The sequence below is a fragment of the Actinomycetota bacterium genome, assembly GCA_041658565.1.
GTDB lineage: Bacteria > Actinomycetota > AC-67 > AC-67 > AC-67 > JBAZZY01.
The window spans coordinates 38,822-60,938 of sequence record JBAZZY010000008.1; the positions used below are offsets into that span (position 1 = coordinate 38,822).

Below are 22,117 nucleotides of genomic sequence, written 5' to 3' on the forward strand. Positions count from 1 at the left end.
AGCGTCACCGGGCGCTACGATGCGCGCGATGTCCTCGACCGAAGACCACTCTGCCTCCCCGCTGGGGTTCACCGGTGAGCGCGTTCTACCCGACGAGCCCGAGTGGGCTTGGTGTTTTCAGGCACACAAGTTCGGCTACGACGATTTGGCCGCGCGCATCTTGCCCGGCGCGCGCGTGCTCGATGTCGGCTGCGGCGAAGGCTACGGCGCCGAACTTCTCGCACGGCGCGCGCGCCTGGTGATCGCCTGCGACTACTCGTTCGAGGCCGTCTCGCATGCGCGCGCGCGCTACACCGACGCGCGCGTGCGCTGGGTCGCGTGCGATGCGCAACGACTGCCTTTCGCGCCCGGTTCGTTCGACGTCGTGAGTTCGCTGCAAGTGATCGAGCACTTCGCCGACACCGCCGCGCACCTGGCGGGCGTCGCACGCACGCTTGTTCCCGACGGCTGGCATTACGTCGCCACGCCCAACATCGACCTCATGAGTGAGGCCGAGCGCGACAACCCGTACCACCTGCGCGACTTCACAGTCCCGGAATTGCGCCGGGTGCTCACCGAACACTTCGCCGAAGTCGAGATCCTTGGGATGTTCTACCGCGAGGAGTCGCCGCGCGTGCGCGCGATGCGCGCGGCCGAGGCCGACGAGGACGCGGTGCGCCCCAAACTCGAGCGCGCCGAACGGCTGCTTGCGCGGATCCGCCCGACGGCTTTGCGGGTGCGCCTGCGACCGCTCGTGCGCGCGCTCACAGGCGTACCGCGGGTCGACGCGGACGCGGCGCGCAATGCGGTCCTTGCCGATGACTTCGAGGCGCGCGCGCCCGCCGAAGAAAGCTTCTGCCTAATAGGCCTCGCGCGCCGGCCACACCGCGTTTGACTGCGGCGGCAGATCTTCGACGTTCTCCTCGGCGCGACGTGACAACCACAGGAGCCACGCGAGCACCGCGTAGCGCACCCACACTGCCGCTTCGGTAAGCGTCAAGCGCAAGGCGGGATCACCCGCACTCAGAGGTGGGGCGGCAAGGAAGTACGCGCTGATCGCGAACCACACGGCCGCATCGGTAACGGCGAACGCCGCGAATGCATACCAAGGCATGCGCAACAGAACGAAGAACGGCAAGATCCACAACGAGTACTGCGGCGAGTAGACCTTCGCGGTCAGCAAGAAGATCACGAGAAGACCGAACGCAGCCGCATAGGGTCGCTGATGTTCTCGTTTCGCCTCGGCGCGAAGCAACAGCAACGCGCCTGCCGCGAACAGCAGTCCCGAAAGCACGCTGGTCGCTCTCGGATACGTGTCCGACCAGAAACTCCCCCCAAACAGCCCCGAGAGATGCCGGTAAAGGAAGTACCAACTGGTTTCGAAGTTTGGGAACCTCGTGGATTGAAACTTCCACGCGAACGCCCACCCGGTCGGATTCCACAGAAGCACCGGAAGGTTCGCCGCCGCGAAGATGCCGGCCGCCCATGCAATCATCCCGACGGGAGGTCGGCCGCGCTGTCTCCAGCGCGCAAGCGCGAGCGCCGGCAGGATGAGCCCTGGGAACAACTTCGCGGCAGCACCGAGCCCCAGCAGTGCTCCGGCGGTTCGATCGGCGCGCGCCCGAAACGCATACAGCCCGCCCACCATCGCCGCCACAGCGAGCAAGTCCCAGTTGTGGAACGCGTAAAGCACCACAGCGGGTGCGAGCGCAAAGAAGAACACGCGGCGCCGGTCGCGCGCCAGCGCCGCGAGCAGTCCGGCGGCGGCGAGTCCTGCGGCGGCGAGTCCTGCGGCGTTCGCCCGGAAGAACTCCTGTCCGCCGTGAACAACCTGCGCAATGGCTCCGACGAAGTAGCCGGTTACAACGGGGTATTCGAGGTCTCCGTCACCGCCGGTGTCCATCACGCCGTCGCCGTGAATGTAGGGAAACACGCGATCCTGAAGGCCGCGGAAGAAGTACAACGCGAACACGTCGTTGTAGCAGGACGTGCGGTACTGGTAACCGTCCCACTGGTGCGTCGTGCAGCGATCCTTCAGCAGCAGCCCGCCGAGCAGCGCAAGGGTCGTGGCAGCGAGCGCCGCTGAAACGGTGATCTTCTTAGTTCTTTCCACCCGACTCCTTCTCGCTCGGCGTGGCACTTGCGCTGAGGCCGGGCCTTGGGCTCGCGGACGGCGTCGGTGTCGGCGTCGGCGCTGGCGATACGAACGCAGCCGGGGACATCCCGGCGAGCGCGCGCCGCATGAACGTCTTCCATATCCTCGCGGGGAACGACGAACCTGTTACCGCCGCGACACCGCGCACGTTACGCATCGGGCGAGCAACGTCGGCGTATCCGTTCCACACCACCGTCGCGAGATCGGGCGTGTACCCCGCGAACCACGCGTCGGCGTGGTCTTGCGTTGTGCCGGTTTTGCCCGCCGCCGGACGTCCGATGCGTGCGGTCTTACCGGTCCCGTTCTCGATCACTCCCCGAAGCACGTCATTCACGGTGTCGGCGATCGCCGGGCGCAGCGCGACCGTCGATCCCGGGTCGGCGCGAAACAACACGGCGCCGTCGCGGCCGGTCACCATCTCCAGCATGTAAGGGTCTCGCTGCACGCCCCGCGCCGCGAACGTCGAGTAAACCGAAGCAAGCTCCAACGGCGTGACGTCGGCAGTCCCGAGCGCGAGCGATGGAAGCGGCGCCAGACGTGAGCGAATCCCCAGACGGTGGGCCGCATCGACAACCGCGTCCGGCCCGACCTTCAGGATCAACTGCGCGTACACCGTGTTCACGCTCAGTTCGGTCGCGCGGCGGAGTCGCATGGACTTCTCGCTATGCCCGTCGTAGTTGGCAACCGTCCACGGCTTACCGTCAGTCTTCAGCGTGATCTTGGCCGGAGCCGCAAAGACGGTTTCAGGTCCGATACCGAGTTCGAGTGCGGCCGCAAGAACCGCCGGCTTGAACGTGCTGCCCGGCTGGCGCCGCGCCTGCGTCGCGAGGTTCAGCTGGCGCGCGCCCCAATCCCGCGCGCCGATCATCGCGCGCACCGCGCCCGTACGAGGGTCGATTGCCACCAGCGCGACATCGGGATCGGAAGTCGCGTCGTACACCTCTCGCACGGCGGCCTCCGCGGCGCGCTGCATCCCGGCATCCAGAGTGACTGTGACGCGCGAGATCTCACCCGAATACATCGCGCGCGCGCCAAAGCGCCGCTCGAGTTCGCGGCGCACGTCCTCCAGGAAGTGCGGCGCCGTCCCCCCCGGCACGCGCGCGCGCACCTTCACCGCCGACTCGCGCGCGCCCTCGGCTTCGCCGACGGTGACGTGGTCGTCACGCAGCATGAACCCAATCACCGCGTCGCGGCGCGCGCGCGCAGTCTCCGGCGCGCGCGACGGGTCGTACGCCTCCGGCGCGCGAATGAGCCCGGCAAGCAAGGCGCTCTGCGCAAGCGTCAGCCGTCGAACGTGGCGCCCGAAGTACGTCTGCGCCGCCGCCTCGACGCCGTAGGCACCGCGACCGAAGTAGATCGTGTTCAGATACGCCTCAAGAATCTGATCCTTCGTGCGGGCGCGCTCGAGCTTCACCGCAAGCACTGCTTCCTTGACCTTGCGAGTCAAAGATTGCTCGTTGCCGACGAAAGCGTTCTTGACGTACTGCTGAGTGATCGTGCTTCCGCCCTGCCGAACACCACGTCCCAGCGCATTGGCAATCGCCGCGCGCACGATCGACGTCGGTCTCAATCCAGAGTGCTCGGCAAAGTGGCGGTCCTCTGTCGCGATCACCGCATGGCGGAGGTCTTCAGGGATCTGCGACAGCGGGACGGTGACACGGTCGGCCTCAGCGTGAATGCGCCCAAGTGCGCTGCCCCCGCGATCGAGCACCACCACCGACTCGGCCGTCGCGATCGAGTTCGGCTCCGGGACGTCGGCGAACTCGTAGAGGACGGCGATCCATCCCGCGGCTCCCAGAACCCCCACACCGACGAGGAACGCAACAAAGCGCCTCGCGCGGCGCGGCGGCTTCTCGGAAACGGCAACACGGCCTTTCGCGACCGGCTTCTTCGCGGACTTCGACGCGGGCTTCGCGCGGCCGCGCTCCGGCGTCTGTTTCACAGGAAGCCCCGCCGAACCCCCTGGACGAACAAGACCGCCAACCACCCGACAACGAGACACCCGATGACGACCACGGCGCGCACCGCGGAGGGATCGCGGAGCGGGAATCCCGGCGCGCGCAGCACCGACGCCGCACAATCGTTCGAGCGGCCCCGGGGAAGCCCCGCAGCGGCCACTCCTGCAGCGGCGACCACGAAGACGATCCCGAGTTCGTTGGGAATCGCAGGCAACGGAGCGACCACCAACCGCGATGCCCCGGACGCGAGCGCAGCCGTCGCAATCGCGGCAAGCGCTGCTCCCGGAGCTACGGCAATCGATGCGATGACGGCAGCCGGCGCGACAAACCACGCCGTCGACGCCGAAGTTCCACCTGCGGCTTCCCCGCGCGCGCGCATCCCCGAGACGCCTGCCTGCGCGAGCCAGACCAACGCCGCCGCAAGCGGCAGCGCAACCACAAACATCGGGCGATCACCCAGCGCGCGCGAGAAGGCGGCCGTGGCCACCAAAGCGGCACCGGGCAACGTTGCGCCCAACGGGGCCGCACCGACCGTCGGTGAAACCCATCCCTGCGCGCGGCCACCAACGACGATCACCGCGGCCAAGAACATCCCTGCGGCGAGCAGAACGGCGCCCTGCACCGCAGATGCTCCCGCAAGCCCGAAGGCCGCGACTACCATCGCGAACTGCGCGGTACCGGCCGCCGCGACTGATGACTCTCGCATCGCGTGGCGCGCGGCAACCGCGGCCGACAACGCCGCCGCGACCGCCATCACGGTCCCCCATTCGGAACCGGACGACGATACCCAGGCAACCAGCGCGAGCGCTTGCGCGCGCATCACGCCGAGAGCCACCGCCGAGATCGCCGTGTCTTCACCGAGCACATCGGCAAACCAGCGTGTTCCAGGGAACACTCCACCGCGCACGACCGCCGCCGTCAGCAGCGCCGCAGCTCCCGCACCGCGAGCCGGCGGCGGGACCCGCATCCCTTCCGCGGCGACGAGAACCAAACCGGTCACCGCCACAAGGTCGGACGCTGCGAAGCGAACGCAGGCCCGCAACCCGACGCGCGATCCGCGAACAAAGCACAACACGCCGAAACCCAGAGTCGAAGCGACGAGGAACGCCGCGAACGAGAACGTGTCGGCCGCCAGCAGCGACGCCACCCCCGCGGCTGCCGTCCCAAGAAACACGGTCCACCGATACGGACTCTCTGCGTCGTCGGCTCCCCCTCGCACGACCGGCGCCGCGCACACCACGATCACCGCGAGCGCCAGTCCGGCACGCCAGAGATCGACTTCGAAACCGCGCGAGCCGAGAACCCTGCCGTTCGCCGTTTCCCTCGCGACCGCCGCCACGCCGCCCGCTGCCGCGAGCAGTCCAGCGCCGGCGAGCGCGCGCGCGGCGCGCGGCACCGCCAGCGTCGCCACGGCCGCCGCAGGCAGGGACAGCAGTCCAAGCCACAGGGCGAAGGTCACAGCCTCCCTCCTACCAGCACAAGTCCGAACGCCAGCGCCGCGAGCACCGTTGCGGCGCGCGGCGCCCACTCCGCGCCCACAACCGAGGCCCCCTTCCACCCCGCGGCGGCACCGACTGCCGATGCGGCCACCCACGGAATCGCGTCCGTCCACGCCCGCACCTGCGGACCGGCAAACAGCGTCACGATCAGAAGGATCTGTCCGGCAATCGCGACGATCTCCAGTCGACGCGCTGCGCCGGCGTCGGCCCGCCACCCCGGCGCAGCGATCACGATCGTCGCCGCGACAAGCGCAAACCACGCAGCCGCGACCGCGACAACGCTGCCGCGCGCCACAGCCAGCCCGGCTACCGCGTTCGCGCCGCGCACGTCGGCCATCTGCACGGACCCCGCCCGAACCAACCCAACGGCCAACACCCCGATCCACGCGGGAACCAAGCGCATCTGCATCGCCAGCGCCCATACCGCCGGGGGCTCAGTGGACACGGCGACCGGCGCGGCGCGCGCGGCAAGCAGCAGCACAAGCACCACCAAGGCCGACCCGTCCAGCCGTCCGGCGAGCAACAATCCGGCTCCGGCCGCTCCTGCGGCACCGGACGCCAACGCAACGCGTGGGGAGATCACGAGCAAAGGCTAAACGGAACCGGGCCGCGAAACCGTCAGCCGGCGAATTTCTTGCCGGCGGCGTAGCTGCGGACAAGGTGGTTCCAGGAGCACGCGGTGCACACCTCGACGACGTAGCAAATGAACTCGCCGTAGCGGTCTCGCAGCTCCGACAGGTCTTCCTTGCGGCGAACTCGGCCGTTCTCGCGGCCGTGAAGTTCTTTGCCGTAGGTGTAGAAGACCAGCCGGAGGTTCTCGTCGTCGCAGACCGGGCACTGCTCCCTCGCCGGCTCTCCGATGAACTGTGCGGCACGCATCAACTCCGGATGGGCGTCGCAGACGTCCATCCGCGACACGAACCCCCTGCGCAAGTTCCGCAGGAGGGCTCGCCGTGCCATCCGATAGTCGACGTTCATGGGACCGCTAATTCTACGCGGGCTGCCGATCCGGCCAAGGAGCCTCCCCCGAAAGATCCGAATTGACGTGCTCGCCGGTGTGGCGAACTACGCCGGGTTCTGGATCCCGTGCGCGCCAAAGACCCAGTCCTCGGGGTGGGTGAGGCTGTTCGTCGCCCCATCTTCGTTCGGGTCGGTTTGGGGGATGGGATTCTGCGTCTGGTCGTATGGACCCGGGTCTGCGGGGGCATCGCCTTCGTCCACCGCGGCCATCAACTTGCGGAACAGTTCGTGCTCGAACTCGCCGGAAGCCGACGTCCACACGCTGGATCGCGTGTCCGCCTCGCGCGACCCCTGCATCCCCAGGCGTACGACGACCATGTCCAGTCCAGGCATGATGTAGACGCGCTGCTCGAACAGGCCGTCCATCATGTACATGTCCGTCGGAGCACTCGCGATCTGCGGCGTCGAGCGCTCGTCGCGCGCGTAGACAGTCGCCGTCGTGTACGGCACCCCACCGTTTAGCCAGAACAAATACCCGTAGCCCTTGTTCATGGGGCTCTCACTTTGCGCCTCGTCCACAAACTGCTCGGTGATGACCTGCTCACCGTTCCAATTCCCTTCACGCAGCATCAGCTCTCCGAGGCGCGCGAAATCCAACGGCTCCATCCGGAGCCCGTAGAAACCGGCCGTGTTCCCCGCCAAGTCGCGCTCCCAGGTCCACCGGCCGCTGGGGATGCCGATCTTGTCGAACAATTCGGTCTGGGCGAATTCCTGCAGGTCCACCTCGACCGCCTTCTCGACGACTTTGGCCAGCAGGGACACCGAACTCTGGTGGTACTCGTAATGCGTCCCGGGGGCGTAGTCCACATGCAGGGACAACGCATCGGCAACCCGGTCGGGCATCGTGAACGCGTTGTAGTCCCTGAGGAAGTTCCAGTGCAGTCCAGAGGTCATAGTGAGCATGTCGCTCACCTTGATCGCGCCGTGCGCTTCGTCCGCAATGTAGGGAGCCTCGGTCAGGTACTCGCCGACCGTGTCATCCAGGTCGAGCAAACCCATGGTGATCGCGCGCCCGGTCAACATGGCGGTCACGCTCTTGGCCATGGAGAAGCTCTCCCAGCGGCCCTTGTCCGCGTAGGGGCCGTACCGTTCTTGGCCAACCAGACAGCCGTGCCGGATCACCTTGAACCACCACGAGTCCCGGCTGGTGGCGAAATCGATGGCGTCCTGGAGTTTGGCGGAGTCCAGTCCAACCGCCTCAGGAGTTGAAGTTCCCCACGCAGTCCCCGGATCGCTGCACGCGGTGGGCGGGTCCGCTTGGGCAGTCCCCAGGGATGTCAGCGCGATGACCAGCACAAACAGAACGGCTCTCGACTTCATGGCTCACCCTTCACTCGGTGAATCCAGGTTCGACGTCCGTTTTGTCTTTCCTGCCGGCGCGCGCCGAGCGTGTTGACAGAGGTTTCGAGACCCCTAGAATGGGTCGAGTCGATATATCGAACCGATATATCGTGCAGGCATAGACGTGAGGTGGCTCGAGTGCTCGAACTGGCGGTCCTGGGACTCCTGAAGGAGAAGCCCATGTACGGCTATGAGCTGAAGAAGGCGCTCGACGAGCGCCTCGGGCACACCTGGAAGTTCTCTTACGGATCGCTGTACCCGACGCTCAAGCGCCTAGCGAAGCTTGGAGAAGTCGACACCAGCACGCCGGCCGGAGAGTCCTCCCGCAAGAAGACCGTGTATCGAATGACCCCCCAGGGCGAAACGACATTCGAGACGCTCCTGGAGCAGACGATGCCCGCCGCTTCTCAAGATCGGGGTGCCTTCATGCTGCGCCTCGCTTTCTTCCGCTACACCAAGCCCGAGACCCGCCGCCGGCTACTTGAGCGCCGCCGCGGGTACTTGCAGGACCAGCTCGCGAAGATGCTGGAGTCTTTGAAGAACCTGCGGGAACGCATGGACGCCTACTCGCTGGCGCTCATGCAGTACTCCGCAAACGAAACGGAACACGACATCCGGTGGCTCGACACCATGCTCGAAGCCGAACGGAACGCCTAGGAGGGCCAGCATGTCGAAAAAGGTTCGTGTTGGGATCGTCGGAGCCGGGAACTGCGCTTCATCGCTCGTCCAGGGCGTTCAGTTCTACTGCGACGCCGACCCCGCCGAGAGCGTACCGGGTCTCATGCACGTCGATCTTGGCGGCATGCATGTTCGAGACGTTGAGTTCTCCGTCGCCTTCGACGTAGACGCCAACAAGGTCGGTCGCGACCTCTCGGAGGCGTTGGTCACCGAGCCGAACAACACGATCAAGTTCGCCGACATCCCGCCGCTCGGCATCAAAGTGCGTCGTGGTCCAACACTCGACGGCCTCGGTCGCTACTACCGCGAGGTCGTCACCGAGTCGGCCGAGACTCCGGTGGATGTCGCGGCAGCGCTGCGCGAGACCGAGACAGACGTCTTGGTGAGCTACTTGCCCGTGGGCAGCGAGGCCGCCGCGCGCTTCTATGCGCAAGCGGCGCTGGACGCAGGCGTCGGCTTCATCAACTGCATGCCGGTCTTCATCGCATCGACGCCCGAATGGGCCCAGAAGTTCCGCGACGCCGGCGTCCCAATCATCGGCGACGACATCAAGAGCCAGGTCGGCGCAACCATCCTGCACCGCTCGCTCGCCAAGTTGTTCGAGGACCGCGGGGTACGCATCGACCGCACCTACCAGTTGAACGTCGGCGGCAACATGGACTTCATGAACATGCTCGAGCGTGAACGCCTGCAGTCCAAGAAGATCTCCAAGACTCAGGCCGTCACGTCGAACATGACCCACGAGTTGCCGGCCAAGGACATTCACATCGGCCCGAGCGACCACATCCCGTGGCTGTTGGACCGCAAATGGGCGCACATCCGCATCGAAGGCCGTGAGTTCGGCAACGTGCCGATCATGATGGAGATGAAGCTCGAAGTTTGGGACTCGCCGAATTCCGCCGGCATCGTCATCGACGCAGTGCGCATGGCCAAGCTCGGACTCGAGCGCGGTATCGGCGGTCCGCTGATCGGCCCCTCGGCGTACCTGATGAAGTCCCCGCCCGAGCAGTACCCCGACGATGTCGCGCGCCAGTTGGTCGAGCAATTCATCGTCGGTACGCCGGTTTCGACGAACGGCCACACCCGGATCGAAATCCCCGAGTTGGCGCCGTTCGCGAGCGACGGCCACTAACGAAATCGTCGTCGCCGAGTCGGGAAGTTCCGGCTCGGCGACCACGCGCGCGCGCGTCCGCGAGGTCTTCTCCGGGTCGGGATTCCGCCGGTTCTTCGCAGCGCGCGTGATCTCTCAGGCCGGCGACGGTCTGTTCCAACTCGCAGCCGCTGCCGTTCTTCTGTTCGAGAACCCCGGACCCAACCCCGTCACGGCAATGCTGGGTATCAGTGTCGTCACGCTGATACCGTTCAGCGTGGTCGCACCGTTTACCGGCGTGTTCATCGATCGGTGGGAGCGCCGCAAGATCCTCACGCGCGTCCCGTTGCTGCGCGCCGCCGTGGCCGCGCTGCTTCCCTTGGCCGCGCTGGCCGGAACGCACTCATTCCTGTTCTATCTCGTCGTGCTCGTGGTTCTTTCGTCCAATCGCTTCTTCCTCGCGACGATGTCGGCCGTGCTCCCTCAACTGGTGCCTGAAGACGACCTTCTGGTTGCGAACTCGGTGTCCACCACGGGCGGTTCGATCGCGAACGTCGCCGGCCAGGGTGTCGGCGCGGCGACCGCCGCTTTCGTCGGCGGGGAACGTGCCGCGGCACTCGCGGCGCTCGCGTTCATCGTCAGCGCCTACGCAGCGCGCAGGGTGCCCGCCCATCGCGGACTTGAAGTCGTTCGTCATCCTTTGCGCGAGGAGTTGAAGGAAGTCATCGATGAAATGGTGGACGGACTGCGCCAAGTCCGCGGCCACGCCCGTGTCGTCTACGGTCTTTCGGCCGTCGCAGTCACGCAAGTTTTGGTCGGAGTGATGGTCGGCGTGTTGCTCCACTACTTCATCGTTACGCTCGGTCTCAGCGTTGGATCAGCCACACCGATCCTAGGTGTGCTCGCGCTCGGCATCGGCCTGGGCGTCGTCCTAGTTCCCCTGATCGCACGCCATCTCCACTACGACGTGCTACTTCCACTTTCGTTCGGGCTCGCCACCGCAGCCACGGCGGTGTCCGCGCTCTGGCTTTCGCGCCCAGCGATGCTTGTCGGGGCCGGCATCGTTGGAATCGCCTATGCGTTCGCGAAGATTCCTGTTGACACGATCGTTCAAGAGGAGATGGCGGACGCCGTGCGCGGGCGCGCGTTCGCCGTGTACGACATGCTGTTCAACGTGGCGCGCGTCGCCGGCATCGGCATCGCGGCTTGGGGCTACGAAGCCGGAGAGACAACCGCCGGAATCGCCGGGGCCACCGCGGTTGCCGGCGCGGCGGCCACCGTCGGGTACGGTCTGTGGGGAGGGACGAGCGTGTTCCGCAAACGAAAGATGCAGCCGCCGCGATTGCAGGCGGGAGAGATGGTGACCGTTCGGGCCTACGCGGGCGCGCGCGCCGACGAGGAACCGCGCGTAATCGTCGTCGGGGGTCACGAGCTACCCATCGACGAGATCGAGTGGCGCGCGGTCGTCGAAGAGGCGGGGAAGCGTTCGCGTGCGTTCGTCGTCCGGGTCGGCGGCCAGCGCGTCCGACTCACGCTCCACGACGATGCCACGAGCTGGGAAGTCGAGCGGATTCTGCCGTCGGCACCTCCCGACTGATCCTCATCCCAAAGAACTAAGCCCCGGCCCCTCCGAGGACGATTGAGTACGTATGAGTCTGGGGCAGTACATGGGTGGTTTGCGCGGACGCGCAGACGTTTGGCGTGAGAAACTGCGCCGAAACGGAGATCGCGTCGCGTTCGTCTTGTCGGGCGGAGGCGTCCTCGGTGCGGTGCAGGTCGGTCAGTTGGAAGCTTTGATAGCCGCCGGAATCCTGCCGGACGTCATGATCGCCACGAGCGTCGGAGCTCTCAACGCGGCATCTATCGCCGCCGACCCGACCCCACGCGGAACTGCCGAGCTACGCCGGGTCTGGAGTTCGCTTCGTTCTGAAGACCTCTTCCCCGGATCGCGCGCGCGTCACCTGCTGCACATCCTGCGCGCGGGCGATCACCTGTACTCAAACTCCGGAATCCGCCGTCAGATCGATCGAGTTCCTGCGCGCCACTTCGACGAACTGAAGATCCCGCTGCAAGTCTGCACAGCCAATCTACACACGGGCAAAGAGCATTGGATCGACTCAGGGCCGCTCGCAGCGGCGATCCTCGCGTCATCCGCCCTTCCGGGCCTGTTCCCGCCGGTGCGCATCGACGGAGAGCTGTACGTGGACGGAGGAGTCGTCAACAACGTGCCGATCTCTCGCGCAATCGAGCAGGGCATAAAGAAGATCTATGTGCTTACGTGTGGAAACGCGCAACCGGTCATGCGCCCAATCCACCGGCCCCTGGATGTGCTCATGCAAGCGGTCATCCACTCGCGGGTCGCGAGAGTCGAACTGGACCTGCACAGGTACCGCGACAAGGCCGCAATCCACATGCTGCCGTCGCCGGACACAGCCGGCATCGGATTCACCACCGTGTCGCACAGCGCGCGCCTGATCGATGAAGCGTCCACACTCACCGCTGCGTACCTGGAAGCGCGCCTCGCTCCGGTCGCTCCGTAGCGGGAATGGAATGGAACGAGCCGTGATGGGTGATCGCTCCCACCACGGCTCGTCTTGGTTCTTCCGCTAGAAGTACGTCACCTGGAGCATCCCGCCCCCGTAGTAGTCGCCCGGCGGGGGGCCGTAGTAATCGCCCGGCGGAGGACTGCCCGGGTCACCCGGCGGGGGGCCGTAGTAATCGCCCGGCGGAGGGCTGCCCGGGTCACCAGGCGGGGGGCCGTAGTAGTCGCCCGGCGGAGAGCTGCCCGGGTCACCAGGCGGTGGACTGCCCGGCGGCATCATGTCCGGTGGCGGGGTGTAGCCGGAGGGCGGAACCCAACCCGGTGGGAACTGGAACCCAGGGGGCAACTTGCCTTCAGGCGGCGCGTAGTTGTCCGGTGGACGCCAGTCGGGTGGGAACTGGAACCCAGGAGGCAACTTGCCTTCCGGCGGTGCGTAGTTGTCCGGTGGAACCCACGCCGGTGGGAACTGGAACCCAGGAGGCAACTTGCCTTCGGGGGGTGCGTAGTTGTCCGGTGGAACCCACGCCGGTGGGAACTGGAACCCGGTGGGTAGCGCGTCCGGAGGAGGACCGTAGTCGCTCGGAGGCGTCCACGCGGGTGGGAACTTGAAGTTCTCAGGCAGCATGTCGGTCGGCGGACCGTAGTTCTTCGGTGGCTCCCAAGTGGGTGGGAACTTGAAGTTCTCGGGGAGCTTGTCGGTTGGTGGCCCGTAGTTCTTCGGGGGCTCCCAAGTGGGTGGGAACTCGAAGGTCGGCGGCAGCATGTTGGTCGGCGGACCGTAGTTCTTCGGTGGCTCCCACGTCGGTGGGAACTCGAAGGTCGGCGGCAACATGTTGGTCGGGGGACCGTAGGCGTCCGGCGGAACCCAGTCCGACGGGAACTTGAAGGTCGGCGGCAACATGTTGGCAGGAGGTCCGTATTCGGCCGGCGGCTCCCACTTCGGCGGGAACTTGAATCCCGTCGGAAGCGCTGCCGGAGGAGGACCGTAGTCGCTCGGAGGCGTCCACGCGGGCGGGAACTTGAAGTTCTCCGGCAGCATGTCGGTTGGGGGCCCGTAGTTCTTCGGCGGCTCCCACTTGGGCGGGAACGTGAAGTTCTCAGGCAGCATGTCGGTCGGTGGCCCGTAGTTCTTCGGCGGCTCCCACGTCGGCGGGAACTTGAAGTCCTCGGGGAGCTTGTCCGGCGGCGGCCCGTAGTTCTTCGGTGGCTCCCACGTCGGTGGGAACTCGAAGGTCGGCGGCAGCATCTTGGCCGGCGGGCCGTAAGCATCCGGCGGAACCCAGTCCGGCGGGAACTTAAAGGTCGGCGGCAACATGTTTGTCGGCGGACCGTATTCGGCCGGCGGCTCCCACTTCGGTGGGAACTTGAATCCCGTCGGAAGCGCTGCCGGAGGAGGACCGTAGTCGCTCGGAGGCGTCCACGCGGGTGGGAACTTAAAGGCCGGCGGCAACATCTCGGTTGGCGGACCGTAGTTCTTCGGTGGCTCCCACTTGGGCGGGAACGTGAAGTTCTCGGGGAGCTTGTCGGTCGGTGGCCCGTAGTTCTTCGGCGGCGCCCAGGTGGGCGGGAACTCGAATGTGGGCGGCAGCATCGTCGGCGGTGGTCCGTAGTTGTTCGGTGGGCTGAAGTCGGCGGGGAAGGTGAAGTCCTTCGGCAATGCAGCGGACGGAGGACCGAACCCGGTCGGAGGCTCAAACCCGCGAGGGAACTGGAATCCCGGAGGGAGCGCCGTCGGCGGCACAACCTTGAACGTCGCCGGCACAAACCCCTCGAATACGGGCATCTCGCCCGGTCGGTAAGCCTCGCCGGGAGGCGGAGCCGGCCAGCCGCCGGGCGGAATCGGGCGCGCGCCCGGAGGAGCAAGCCATCCCATCTGGGGAGGAAGCATGAACTCCGGCGGCAGTTCGCCCTCGCCCGCGATAAACGCGGGAGGGATCGGCAAGCCGGTCGGAGGCAGGAAGCGAAGACCCGGAGGAAGCGGGTTGCCGTTCTCGTCGGTCAGCGTGCCATTCCACTGACCCTCGTATCCGCGACACACTCCCTCCACGACCGACGCGCACAGGTCGGTTCCGGCTCCGGCATCAACCTTGTCGCCGCCGGTTCCGGCGTCGATCCAGTCGTCGCCGCCTTGCTCGGCGCAGGCCTCGGGGTCTTCTGAGTCGACGCAGTAAGCGTCGCCCAAGAGGTTGTCGTCGCCGGCGCCGCCACGGATCTCGTCGCCGCCTAGACCGCCCTCAACGTAGTCGGTCCCGGCGCCACCGTAGATGCGGTCCGAGCCGTCGCCACCGTAGAGCCAGTCGGCGCCGCCGGATTCCGGACACGTGTCGGTTCCCTCCGTGGTCGCACACGCGGCATCGCCGAACATCTGGTCGGATCCGGCGCCGCCGTCGATGTCGTCGCTCCCATCCGAACCGGCCAGAACATCGCTGCCGGGTCCGCCGTACAAGTGGTCGTCGCCGCCGCCGCCGGAGAGGTTGTCCGTGCCGCCGGACTCGGAGCACAGGGACTGATCCAATTCAGGCGGGCAGTAGTCGTCGCCGAACAACTCGTCGGTTCCGGCGCCGCCATCGAGTTTGTCATTCCCACCCAGACCTTCCAGGTAGTCGTTCCCGACACCGCCGGTGAGAGTGTCTTCACCTGCTCCGCCGGTGAGGCGGTCTACTCCGGCGTCTCCTGTGCACACGTCGTTACCGGCGTCTCCCGAACACGTGTCGTTGTCGGGGCCGCCACTGCACGTGTCGTTGCCGCCGCCGCCGGCGCAGTCATCCAGACCCGCCTCGCCGTACATCTTGTCGTTGCCGGCGCCACCATCCATGCGGTCCGGGCCCGCGCCGCCGCGCAGCACGTCGGTTCCCGCGTCCCCGATCAAGCGATCGGTACCCACGCCGCCGTCCACGGTGTCGTTCCCGGGGCCGCCACATATCGTGTCGTTGCCGCCGAGTCCGAGGATCTTGTCGTTGCCGCCGAGTCCGACGATGACGTCGGCGCCCGCCGTTCCGCGGATCACGTCGTTCTTGGACGTTCCCACGATCGTCGCGCGCACGCCGTTGCAAGTCGGCGCGCTTGCCGCCGCCGCAACGGGAGCAAAAAACGAGAATACGCCGGTGACCATTGCCACGGCGAACGCGAGTCGCTTCATGTCTAAACCTCCGGCGTTTTCGTCTGTTCGTAAGGATCGGACGATGGGCCGAGCCGGAGCATGCCCCGTTTGGGGACCATTGCCGTCCCGCAGCGACTACTCGCGCATCACCCGAAAGGCCCCTACCGCAGCAGGCGAATCCGGCGAAGGGGTAGGTATAGAACGCGCGCCACTCCCGCGATGTCCCCGCGCGCCACCGGGCCGCGCGCGCGGCTGTCGGTCGAGGCTTCGGCGTTGTCGCCCTGGACCCAGTAGTGGCCGTCGGACAGCCCTCGTTCGCCGGGCACGGCCACGACCCGTTTGACGATCTCGAGGCTTCCGGATCGCACGACGACAATCTGCCCGCGGCGCGGCTCCGTCGGACGAATCGGGCGAACCGCCAGCGCATCCCCCGGACGCAGGGTCGGCAGCATGCTCTCCCCGGCGACACGAACCGGAAACCAGCCACGCAAAGTAGGAATAGTCACGGTACCCCCGGAGTGTTATACCTGGAAGCAGGGAAACCCAGGGAGTGGAGGGGGACGAAATGTCATTAAGATCTTGGCTGGCGCCGACGCGTGTAGTACGCGCGCATTGCGACCTGCCGTGCGGCGTTTACGACCCAGCGCAGGCGCGCATCGAGGCCGACTCGGTCAAAGCCTGCATGGAGAAATACGCAGGCAGCGACGACCCAGTGTTTCGCGCGCGCGCCGTCGCGATCAAGGAGGAGCGCGCCGAATTAGTGAAGCACCACCTGTGGGTGCTGTGGACCGACTACTTCAAGCCTGAGCACCTCAAGCAGTTTCCGGAGTTGCACCAGATCTTCTGGGACGCGACCAAAGCGGCAGGCGCGGCAAAGAAGTCCCTCGACCCGGCGGACGGGCAGAAGTTGCTCGACCTGGTGAACCAGATCGACAAGATCTTCTGGGACACGAAGAAGTAGTACTGCAGACGAAGCAACGAGGGGCGGCTTCGGCCGCCCCTCGTTTCGTTCTGCGTCCGACCCGTTACGGAGTCGCCTTCCAGTAGGGGACCTTCGGCCAGTGACCGGAAAGGTGGCAGTTCCAGCAAGATGCGTTCGGCTTGTTTGCCTCGCCGTGGCAGTACCCGCAAGGGCTCCCACTCGTGTTGGCAGGGTCGGCTAATGGGATCTCTGCCGTAAGGAACGGAATGTGGGTCCCGTGAAGGTTGCCCTTCTCAGCGGACTTCGCTGGGTCCAGGTTGAAGTTGTGGCAGTCCACGCACCCCCTGATCCGATCCAGGCCACGCTGCTTTGCCGCCGCGCGCGAGTGACAAACTCCGCAACCGGTCACCGCAGTCACGGTACCGTCCGCCACACTGGCATCGCCCGACCAGGTGTAGCTGCCCGTCCCGGCTGTGTATAGGGCGTTGTGCTTGGTGGTGTTCGCCGGGTCCTCGAGGAGCTTAAGCGCATCCATCGTCCCCGAGTACTGCGCGACACTCCCGGAGGCGTTCTGGAACCCGTCTGAAACGACATCCTTGTCGAGGCGCTGATGGCAGGTGCTGCTGCACTTCGATCCGGGCTTGGCCGGTGCAACAGGGACCTCGGGCGGGACGGGGACCTCAGCCGGCGCTGCCGGAACGATCCCCTTGGGGGCCGCGACCCCGGATGGAACCGGGGCGTCGGACGGAACCGGAACGTCGGACGGAACCGCCGTCACGACCGTGACCTGAGTTTCGGGAGTACTCGTACCGCCGGACTGACGGGTAATCCCGATCTTGTCGTCGAGCAACCTGTCAGGATCGTTTTGCCAACCCTCATAGACGAACCCGTGTGGATTCCGTGGCTTCGGCGTCGGCGTGGCCAAGGCATCTACGAAAGGCTCACCTCGCCGGATCCACACCCCTCGTTCGGCGCCGTTCGCGCGCATGTACTCGCGCTGGGAGGTCTTGTCGGCTTCAGCCTTGGCCAGCGCCGGAACAAGCGCCACCGCAGCCAGTGACGCGAGCAGGACCGCTCGCGCAAACTGCTTGCCTCGTATCATCGCAACTCCCTTTCTTGCCCGGCGCTCGATGTTTCTCCCCGCGCACCAAGGCAATGCCAGTAGGACCTGCACTTGCTCAAGGGAGAGCGACCTCCGCAACCCCTTGGGGCAATTGTGATTTCGATCACAAAACGCCTACTGATCGGAATAACATGGAGGCCAGACAGGGTCAATGGATCGCGTGACCGTAATGGTCTGTATGTTTCAATTGGGCCTTTTAAGTAGGTCGAAGGCCCTAGGGACCTAGGGTCTTCCCCCGATGCGGGCCTGGCGCGCCACCCCTAGGGTTACCGGCGGCCAAAAGGCCGTGCCGGCGGGACTCAGTCCGCGGTTTGGAAGAGCCCGAAATAGTTCCCTTGCGGGTCCAGGATCCCTGCGAAGGACATTCGCTCGCTTATGTCCATCGGCTTCACTGCGACCGTGCCGCCTAGGTCGGTCGCATGGTCGAGCGTCGTCTGCAGATCTTGAACATGCGCGTAGACGGTGACGTACGGACCGGGGCCCTGCGCCGGACCGATCCCGCCGCCGATGCCTTGACCGATCGGTTCCACTTCGGCGTAGCCACCCATGTCATCGTGCACCTTCAGTTCCCAACCGAAAAGCTCGGAGTAGAAGGCGCGCGCGCGCTCGGAGTCGCTCGAGCCGATCTCGAACCAGTCCACCGGCGGGTTGGATCCCCCGGCCCTCGGCGGACCTTCTTGCCCGGGTTCGGCGCTCTTCATCAAGCCGATGATGTTGCCGTCGAAGTCGGCGAACTGCGCGACGGTCACCACGCCGGGGATCTCGGTAACCGGCATGACGACTGAGCCGCCGAGGGACTGAGCCTTGTCCAAGATCGACTGCGGATCGTCGGCCTCGACGTAGAAGGTGACGAACCCGCGGCCGTGGTCGGTCTGGCCGATCCCGCCGTCGATGCCCGCCCCGGCGTGCGTGTTGACGATGCTGTACCCCATTTCCGGCATCGGCTGCACATGCCAGCCGAACAGCTCGGAGTAGAACTTCTCCAGCGCCTCTCGGTCGGGCCCGTTCACCTCGAAGTGCACTACCGAGTTGCCCATCGCGTTTCCCCTTTCTTCTCTCCCGCGCAGAGCATTCCCGGGGGGCACCGGACGAGTCAAGGGGCCGGATGCCCTATTCGCGCGCGCCCTGCTCGCGCGCCCACTCATCGAGCAGCGCAAAGGCTTCCTCGCGTGAGTATTCGCCGCGATCAAGGCGTATCTCCAGAAGATGCGCGAGCGCGCGCCCGACCACCGGGCCAGGCGCGACTCCCAGATGCGCCATTACGTCGGTGCCGTCGATCGGCGGGCGGATGCTCTTCAAGTCCTCCTCGGCGGCCAGGTGCGCGATGCGTTCTTCGAGCGCGTCCATCGCGTCCGATAACTCGCGCGCGCGCGCCTTGTTTCGCGTGGTGCAATCGCAGCGCACCAATGTGTTCAGCCGGTCCAGCAGCGGCCCCGCGTCGCGCACATAGCGGCGCACTGCGGAATCACTCCATCCCATCCGGAACGTGTGAAAGCGAAGGTGAAGCTCGATCAGCTCACACACCTCGTCGGTGAACTCGTTCGGAAAGCGCAACTCGCGCAGCCGCTTGCGGGCGATCTTGGCGCCGACGACTTCGTGGTGGTGAAACGACACTCCCTCAGGACCGATGCGCCGCGTTGCCGGCTTGCCGATGTCGTGCAACAACCCCGCCATTCGCAGCACAGCATCGGGCTCGCCTTCAGGCCCACTCGACACGATCTTGTCGAGGACCGCGAGTGTGTGCCGGTATACGTCCTTGTGCCGGTTGACCGGATCCTGCTCCAGGCGCAGCGCAGGCAACTCGGGCAGGAACAGTTCGCACAGGCCGGTGTCGGTCGCCAGATCGAGACCTTTTGAAGGAGCCTGGGAGTTGAGCAACTTGGTCAGTTCGTCGGCGATTCGCTCCGCCGAAACAATCGAGAGACGCCCGGCCATCTGCTTCATCGCAGCGACAAGTGCGGGATCAGGCGACAGATCCAACTGCGCAACGAAGCGCGCGGCGCGCAGCATCCGCAGGGGGTCGTCGCCGAAGGAGTCCTCGGGCGCGCCCGGCGTACGCAGCACGCGCGCCGCTAGATCGCGAACACCTCCGAACGGGTCGACGAAGGTGCGATCGGGCAGACGTAGCGCCATCGCGTTGATGGTGAAGTCGCGGCGCTCTAGGTCGGCATCGACGCTAGTGACGTGCTCGACCTGAGGGTTGCGCGAGTCCTCGGCGTAGCGCTCAGCGCGAAAGGTCGTGATCTCCAGGCGGTGACCCTGTTTGTTTACCCCGACCGTGCCGAACTGCACACCTGCGAGCCACGTTCCGTCGTGCCAGCCGCGCACAGCCTCGAGGGTCTGCTCCGGCGTCGCGTTGGTGGTGAAGTCCAAATCGTCGTGCAATCGCCCGAGCAGCGCGTCGCGCACGCTCCCGCCGACGAGATACAACTCGTGTCCGGCCTTCACGAAACGCTTCGCGAGGTCATCCACGATCGGCGAAAGCTTCACCAGATCGCGAAGACGCTCGGACAACTCGGGCGGCAATGTGCTCACCCGCTCAGAATAGCCGCTGTGTCCGAAGGCGTTACTCGCAGGAACCCACGCCGTCGGCGGCGCGCGTCACGAAACTCCAAGAAGCAGCGCGCGTCAACGACGCACCGGCGTGGTCCTTCAACGCCGACGTGGCCACCGCCGTGTACTGCGTGCACGGCTGCAGATCAATCGCGGGGTAGTACAGGATCGTGTGTGTCCCGTCCGGGCCCCACGGTCCAGCCTTGGGAAACCCCGCAAGCGGCGGGATCACCGAGAAGTCCGGGCCGATCAAGATGAAACTCGTCGGCGTCACCGTCGCCGGATCCACAGAGTTCGACAACGACACGAGGATCCGGTTCTCGCCGCCGCCCGAGTCCTGACCCGGAGAGGTGAGCGCAGGGTGCCACTTCCAAGGAACGCCGGTTTCGTTGTGCTCGGGATGGAAAGCCACAACCGCCGGGGCGGGATGCACTCCGGGGGCAGCGGTCAGCTTCCGCCACAGTCCTTCGGTGTAGCCGGCGATGGCGCGCGCCGAGAAGATCACGCCGCCGGACTCAGAGTAGAAGTGCGCGGACGACCACGGCATCTGCGCGCGCACCCGCTCGCCGTCCACCGCCGCGCCGAAGCGCTCGGCAGCGATGATCGCCGACTCGAGCGCGTTGCCGACGACGATTCCCTGGGTCGAGATGTCATCGCGGCCGATCGAGGAATACACCGCGACCAGATCCTCGGCCGGCGGAACATAGTGCGGGATCTCGGCCCACAGGAAGTGGTCCTTGATCGCGATCATGTCCATCGCGTACTCGATGCTGTTGATCAGGCTCCCCGGCGGAATGCCCCCGAGGGGATCGCCGCTCGCGACGGGGTGATCCGGAAACTCGCCGTGGTCGGTGGCGAGCGGCTCGAAGAGCCAGTCCCAGATCTCGTCGCCCATCCCGTGCGCAGCCGCGCCCAGCAGGTGCGCGATCATCGGCGCGCACGGCCCCGTGGGATTGGTGACCGCCGCACACTCCGGCTTGGAGCGAATGTGCGCGACGTAAGCGTTGATGAAGTTCTCCCAATGAGAAACCTCGCCGTAGTCGCCGCCGGGGACCTGGGCGTCGCGCGCGACGTAGCCGGAGTCGGGGTACAGCGCTCCGCTCAAGAACGGGTCCCGGTTGGCCGCAAGCAGCGCGGCAAGTGCCGGGGTCTTCACGAACCCTCGCGACCTGTCTGCCATCAGCGCGTGGGTAGTGTCCCCTGCGGCTCCCGCAGGCAGCACTCCGGCCACCGCGAACACAGCGGCGGCGGCGGCAATCCAACGACGCGTCTTCACCCGAGGCTCCCTTCACCGGCAGGGCGCGCGCCCGCCGAATCGCCCTCATCGTAGCGAATCGGACAGATCGGGTGGCGCCTGCGGTAGACACGTGACACATTCACCCGCCTTGGATTCCCGGAGTTCTGAACGGGCTTACGTACCAGGCGATCGAATCGAAAGCTTGCCGACCGATTAGTGCAGTGCAATAATAATCATGCGTAAGGTCCGACTGACTCAGTCCGCTCGCAAGCGACGTATCGGCAAGGCACACATCCTCGCGACGATGAACCGGGCAGGAGAGCCCGAACGGATTCCCGCCGAAGGTGACATTGACGAGCGACTGCTCTGGATCGGCCGCGACGACCGAGGTGTTGTGTTGGAAGTCATCGGCATAGATCTACCGGAGTACATCCTGATCATTCACGTGATGCCGTACGCCTATCGGAGGAAGTGAATGGGCGCGAAGAAGGCGGAAGCCGCCAAGTATGAACCGGCAGACGGTCGTGACGCCGATCTGAAGCGAGAGGAACTCCGCGACCGGCAGGGCCGCCGCATCACGCCCGACTACGTTCGGCGCGCCGTTGCCGACGTCCACGAGAGAACGGGACGCGGTCGACCGTCGCTCACCGGCAAAGCGAAGTCCTCCCCGCAAGTCACCTTCCGGCTTCCTCCGGCGCTGCGGGCCAAAGCAGCGGCGCGCGCGAAGCGCGAAGGGAAACGCGTGTCGGCGGTCGCGCGCGAAGCGCTCGAGCGCTACCTCACATCCTGAAGCGGCTGGGAGGACATCTTCCGCGGATGTCCACGACCGGCAGGGCCGCCGCATCACACCAGGCGCGGAGAACTGGTATTGCCAGGTGCGGGATAGCGGTAGTTGTGGCTGCGGAATAGTGGTATCGTGT

Annotated in this window: 20 protein-coding genes; 8 read left to right on the forward strand and 12 right to left on the reverse strand. The window is 66.0% G+C overall.

Features of this window, described 5'->3' with window-relative positions; translation table 11 throughout:
• The first annotated feature begins 28 nt into the window (after positions 1–28).
• Positions 29–874 (forward strand): class I SAM-dependent methyltransferase, encoded by an 846-nt coding sequence (locus WDA27_06385; GenBank protein MFA5890561.1) that lies wholly within the window; start codon positions 29–31, stop codon positions 872–874.
• Here WDA27_06385 and WDA27_06390 read toward each other — a convergent pair.
• The 6 genes from WDA27_06390 to WDA27_06415 form a co-directional block, all read right to left on the reverse strand.
• The gene (locus WDA27_06390; GenBank protein ID MFA5890562.1) at positions 839–2,092 is read right to left on the reverse strand and encodes a glycosyltransferase 87 family protein; all 1,254 of its coding nucleotides are present in this window, start codon (positions 2,090–2,092) and stop codon (positions 839–841) included. The two genes, WDA27_06385 and WDA27_06390, sit on opposite strands and share 36 nt — an antisense overlap.
• Positions 2,079–4,076: a PBP1A family penicillin-binding protein gene (locus WDA27_06395; protein MFA5890563.1), complete on the reverse strand. Its 1,998-nt coding sequence runs from the start codon at positions 4,074–4,076 to the stop codon at positions 2,079–2,081. Before WDA27_06395 ends, WDA27_06390 begins: the two co-directional genes overlap by 14 nt.
• A complete protein-coding gene (locus WDA27_06400; GenBank protein MFA5890564.1) occupies positions 4,073–5,551 on the reverse strand; it encodes a hypothetical protein in 1,479 nt (492 codons plus the stop codon). Before WDA27_06400 ends, WDA27_06395 begins: the two co-directional genes overlap by 4 nt.
• Positions 5,548–6,174 carry a hypothetical protein gene (locus WDA27_06405; GenBank protein MFA5890565.1) on the reverse strand — a complete coding sequence of 209 codons (627 nt, stop codon included), beginning with the start codon at positions 6,172–6,174 and terminating at the stop codon, positions 5,548–5,550. The genes WDA27_06400 and WDA27_06405 overlap by 4 nt, the downstream gene beginning before the upstream one ends.
• 35 nt (positions 6,175–6,209) lie before the next feature.
• A complete protein-coding gene (locus WDA27_06410) occupies positions 6,210–6,569 on the reverse strand; it encodes a DUF5318 family protein (protein ID MFA5890566.1) in 360 nt (119 codons plus the stop codon).
• Positions 6,570–6,656: 87 nt separating this feature from the next.
• Positions 6,657–7,931, reverse strand: coding sequence for a serine hydrolase (locus WDA27_06415; protein MFA5890567.1), 1,275 nt, complete (start codon positions 7,929–7,931; stop codon positions 6,657–6,659).
• A gap of 159 nt (positions 7,932–8,090) precedes the next feature.
• On the opposite strand from WDA27_06415, the gene WDA27_06420 reads away from it, so the two are divergent.
• From WDA27_06420 to WDA27_06435, 4 genes are read left to right on the forward strand one after another with little or no spacing between them, the layout of a single operon-like run.
• A complete protein-coding gene (locus WDA27_06420) occupies positions 8,091–8,609 on the forward strand; it encodes a PadR family transcriptional regulator (protein ID MFA5890568.1) in 519 nt (172 codons plus the stop codon).
• 10 nt (positions 8,610–8,619) lie between these two features.
• On the forward strand, positions 8,620–9,762 hold the full coding sequence (locus WDA27_06425; protein ID MFA5890569.1) for an inositol-3-phosphate synthase: 1,143 nt from the start codon (positions 8,620–8,622) through the stop codon (positions 9,760–9,762).
• The gene (locus WDA27_06430; GenBank protein ID MFA5890570.1) at positions 9,650–11,317 is read left to right on the forward strand and encodes an MFS transporter; all 1,668 of its coding nucleotides are present in this window, start codon (positions 9,650–9,652) and stop codon (positions 11,315–11,317) included. Before WDA27_06425 ends, WDA27_06430 begins: the two co-directional genes overlap by 113 nt.
• Before the next feature lie 52 nt (positions 11,318–11,369).
• A complete protein-coding gene (locus tag WDA27_06435) occupies positions 11,370–12,260 on the forward strand; it encodes a patatin-like phospholipase family protein (GenBank protein ID MFA5890571.1) in 891 nt (296 codons plus the stop codon).
• A 66-nt stretch (positions 12,261–12,326) separates the two neighbouring features.
• Here WDA27_06435 and WDA27_06440 read toward each other — a convergent pair whose 3' ends face one another.
• Together WDA27_06440 and WDA27_06445 are read right to left on the reverse strand one after the other, a co-directional pair.
• Entirely contained in the window at positions 12,327–15,401 is a 3,075-nt protein-coding gene (locus tag WDA27_06440) for a hypothetical protein (GenBank protein ID MFA5890572.1), read from the reverse strand.
• Between the two features lie 122 nt (positions 15,402–15,523).
• Positions 15,524–15,868 (reverse strand): S24/S26 family peptidase, encoded by a 345-nt coding sequence (locus WDA27_06445; GenBank protein ID MFA5890573.1) that lies wholly within the window; start codon positions 15,866–15,868, stop codon positions 15,524–15,526.
• 59 nt (positions 15,869–15,927) lie between these two features.
• On the opposite strand from WDA27_06445, the gene sodN reads away from it, so the two are divergent.
• A complete protein-coding gene (gene sodN / locus WDA27_06450; GenBank protein MFA5890574.1) occupies positions 15,928–16,323 on the forward strand; it encodes a superoxide dismutase, Ni in 396 nt (131 codons plus the stop codon).
• Between the two features lie 64 nt (positions 16,324–16,387).
• Here sodN and WDA27_06455 read toward each other — a convergent pair whose 3' ends face one another.
• The 4 genes from WDA27_06455 to WDA27_06470 all read right to left on the reverse strand — a co-directional run bounded on the left by WDA27_06455 (position 16,388) and on the right by WDA27_06470 (position 21,236).
• The gene (locus WDA27_06455; protein MFA5890575.1) at positions 16,388–17,386 is read right to left on the reverse strand and encodes a hypothetical protein; all 999 of its coding nucleotides are present in this window, start codon (positions 17,384–17,386) and stop codon (positions 16,388–16,390) included.
• 320 nt (positions 17,387–17,706) lie between these two features.
• Entirely contained in the window at positions 17,707–18,444 is a 738-nt protein-coding gene (locus WDA27_06460) for a VOC family protein (protein MFA5890576.1), read from the reverse strand.
• A gap of 73 nt (positions 18,445–18,517) precedes the next feature.
• Complete coding sequence (locus tag WDA27_06465) at positions 18,518–19,942, reverse strand: CCA tRNA nucleotidyltransferase (protein MFA5890577.1); 1,425 nt, start codon at positions 19,940–19,942, stop codon at positions 18,518–18,520.
• Between the two features lie 31 nt (positions 19,943–19,973).
• A complete protein-coding gene (locus WDA27_06470) occupies positions 19,974–21,236 on the reverse strand; it encodes an Ig-like domain-containing protein (GenBank protein MFA5890578.1) in 1,263 nt (420 codons plus the stop codon).
• Between the two features lie 196 nt (positions 21,237–21,432).
• Between WDA27_06470 and WDA27_06475 the strand changes: the two genes are divergently transcribed.
• Entirely contained in the window at positions 21,433–21,672 is a 240-nt protein-coding gene (locus WDA27_06475; protein MFA5890579.1) for a hypothetical protein, read from the forward strand.
• Positions 21,673–21,987: a CopG family transcriptional regulator gene (locus WDA27_06480; GenBank protein MFA5890580.1), complete on the forward strand. Its 315-nt coding sequence runs from the start codon at positions 21,673–21,675 to the stop codon at positions 21,985–21,987.
• The last annotated feature ends 130 nt before the right edge of the window (positions 21,988–22,117 follow it).

Bases quoted from the DNA above. Each gene is read 5' to 3' on its own strand.
- WDA27_06385 (MFA5890561.1), top strand. From the start codon at position 29: ATGTCCTCGACCGAAGACCACTCTGCCTCCCCGCTGGGGTTCACCGGT.
- WDA27_06410 (MFA5890566.1), bottom strand. From the start codon at position 6,569: ATGAACGTCGACTATCGGATGGCACGGCGAGCCCTCCTGCGGAACTTG.
- WDA27_06415 (MFA5890567.1), bottom strand. From the start codon at position 7,931: ATGAAGTCGAGAGCCGTTCTGTTTGTGCTGGTCATCGCGCTGACATCC.
- WDA27_06425 (MFA5890569.1), top strand. From the start codon at position 8,620: ATGTCGAAAAAGGTTCGTGTTGGGATCGTCGGAGCCGGGAACTGCGCT.
- WDA27_06430 (MFA5890570.1), top strand. From the start codon at position 9,650: ATGTCGCGCGCCAGTTGGTCGAGCAATTCATCGTCGGTACGCCGGTTT.
- WDA27_06435 (MFA5890571.1), top strand. From the start codon at position 11,370: ATGAGTCTGGGGCAGTACATGGGTGGTTTGCGCGGACGCGCAGACGTT.
- WDA27_06440 (MFA5890572.1), bottom strand. From the start codon at position 15,401: ATGAAGCGACTCGCGTTCGCCGTGGCAATGGTCACCGGCGTATTCTCG.
- sodN (MFA5890574.1), top strand. From the start codon at position 15,928: ATGTCATTAAGATCTTGGCTGGCGCCGACGCGTGTAGTACGCGCGCAT.
- WDA27_06455 (MFA5890575.1), bottom strand. From the start codon at position 17,386: ATGATACGAGGCAAGCAGTTTGCGCGAGCGGTCCTGCTCGCGTCACTG.
- WDA27_06460 (MFA5890576.1), bottom strand. From the start codon at position 18,444: ATGGGCAACTCGGTAGTGCACTTCGAGGTGAACGGGCCCGACCGAGAG.
- WDA27_06475 (MFA5890579.1), top strand. From the start codon at position 21,433: ATGCGTAAGGTCCGACTGACTCAGTCCGCTCGCAAGCGACGTATCGGC.
- WDA27_06480 (MFA5890580.1), top strand. From the start codon at position 21,673: ATGGGCGCGAAGAAGGCGGAAGCCGCCAAGTATGAACCGGCAGACGGT.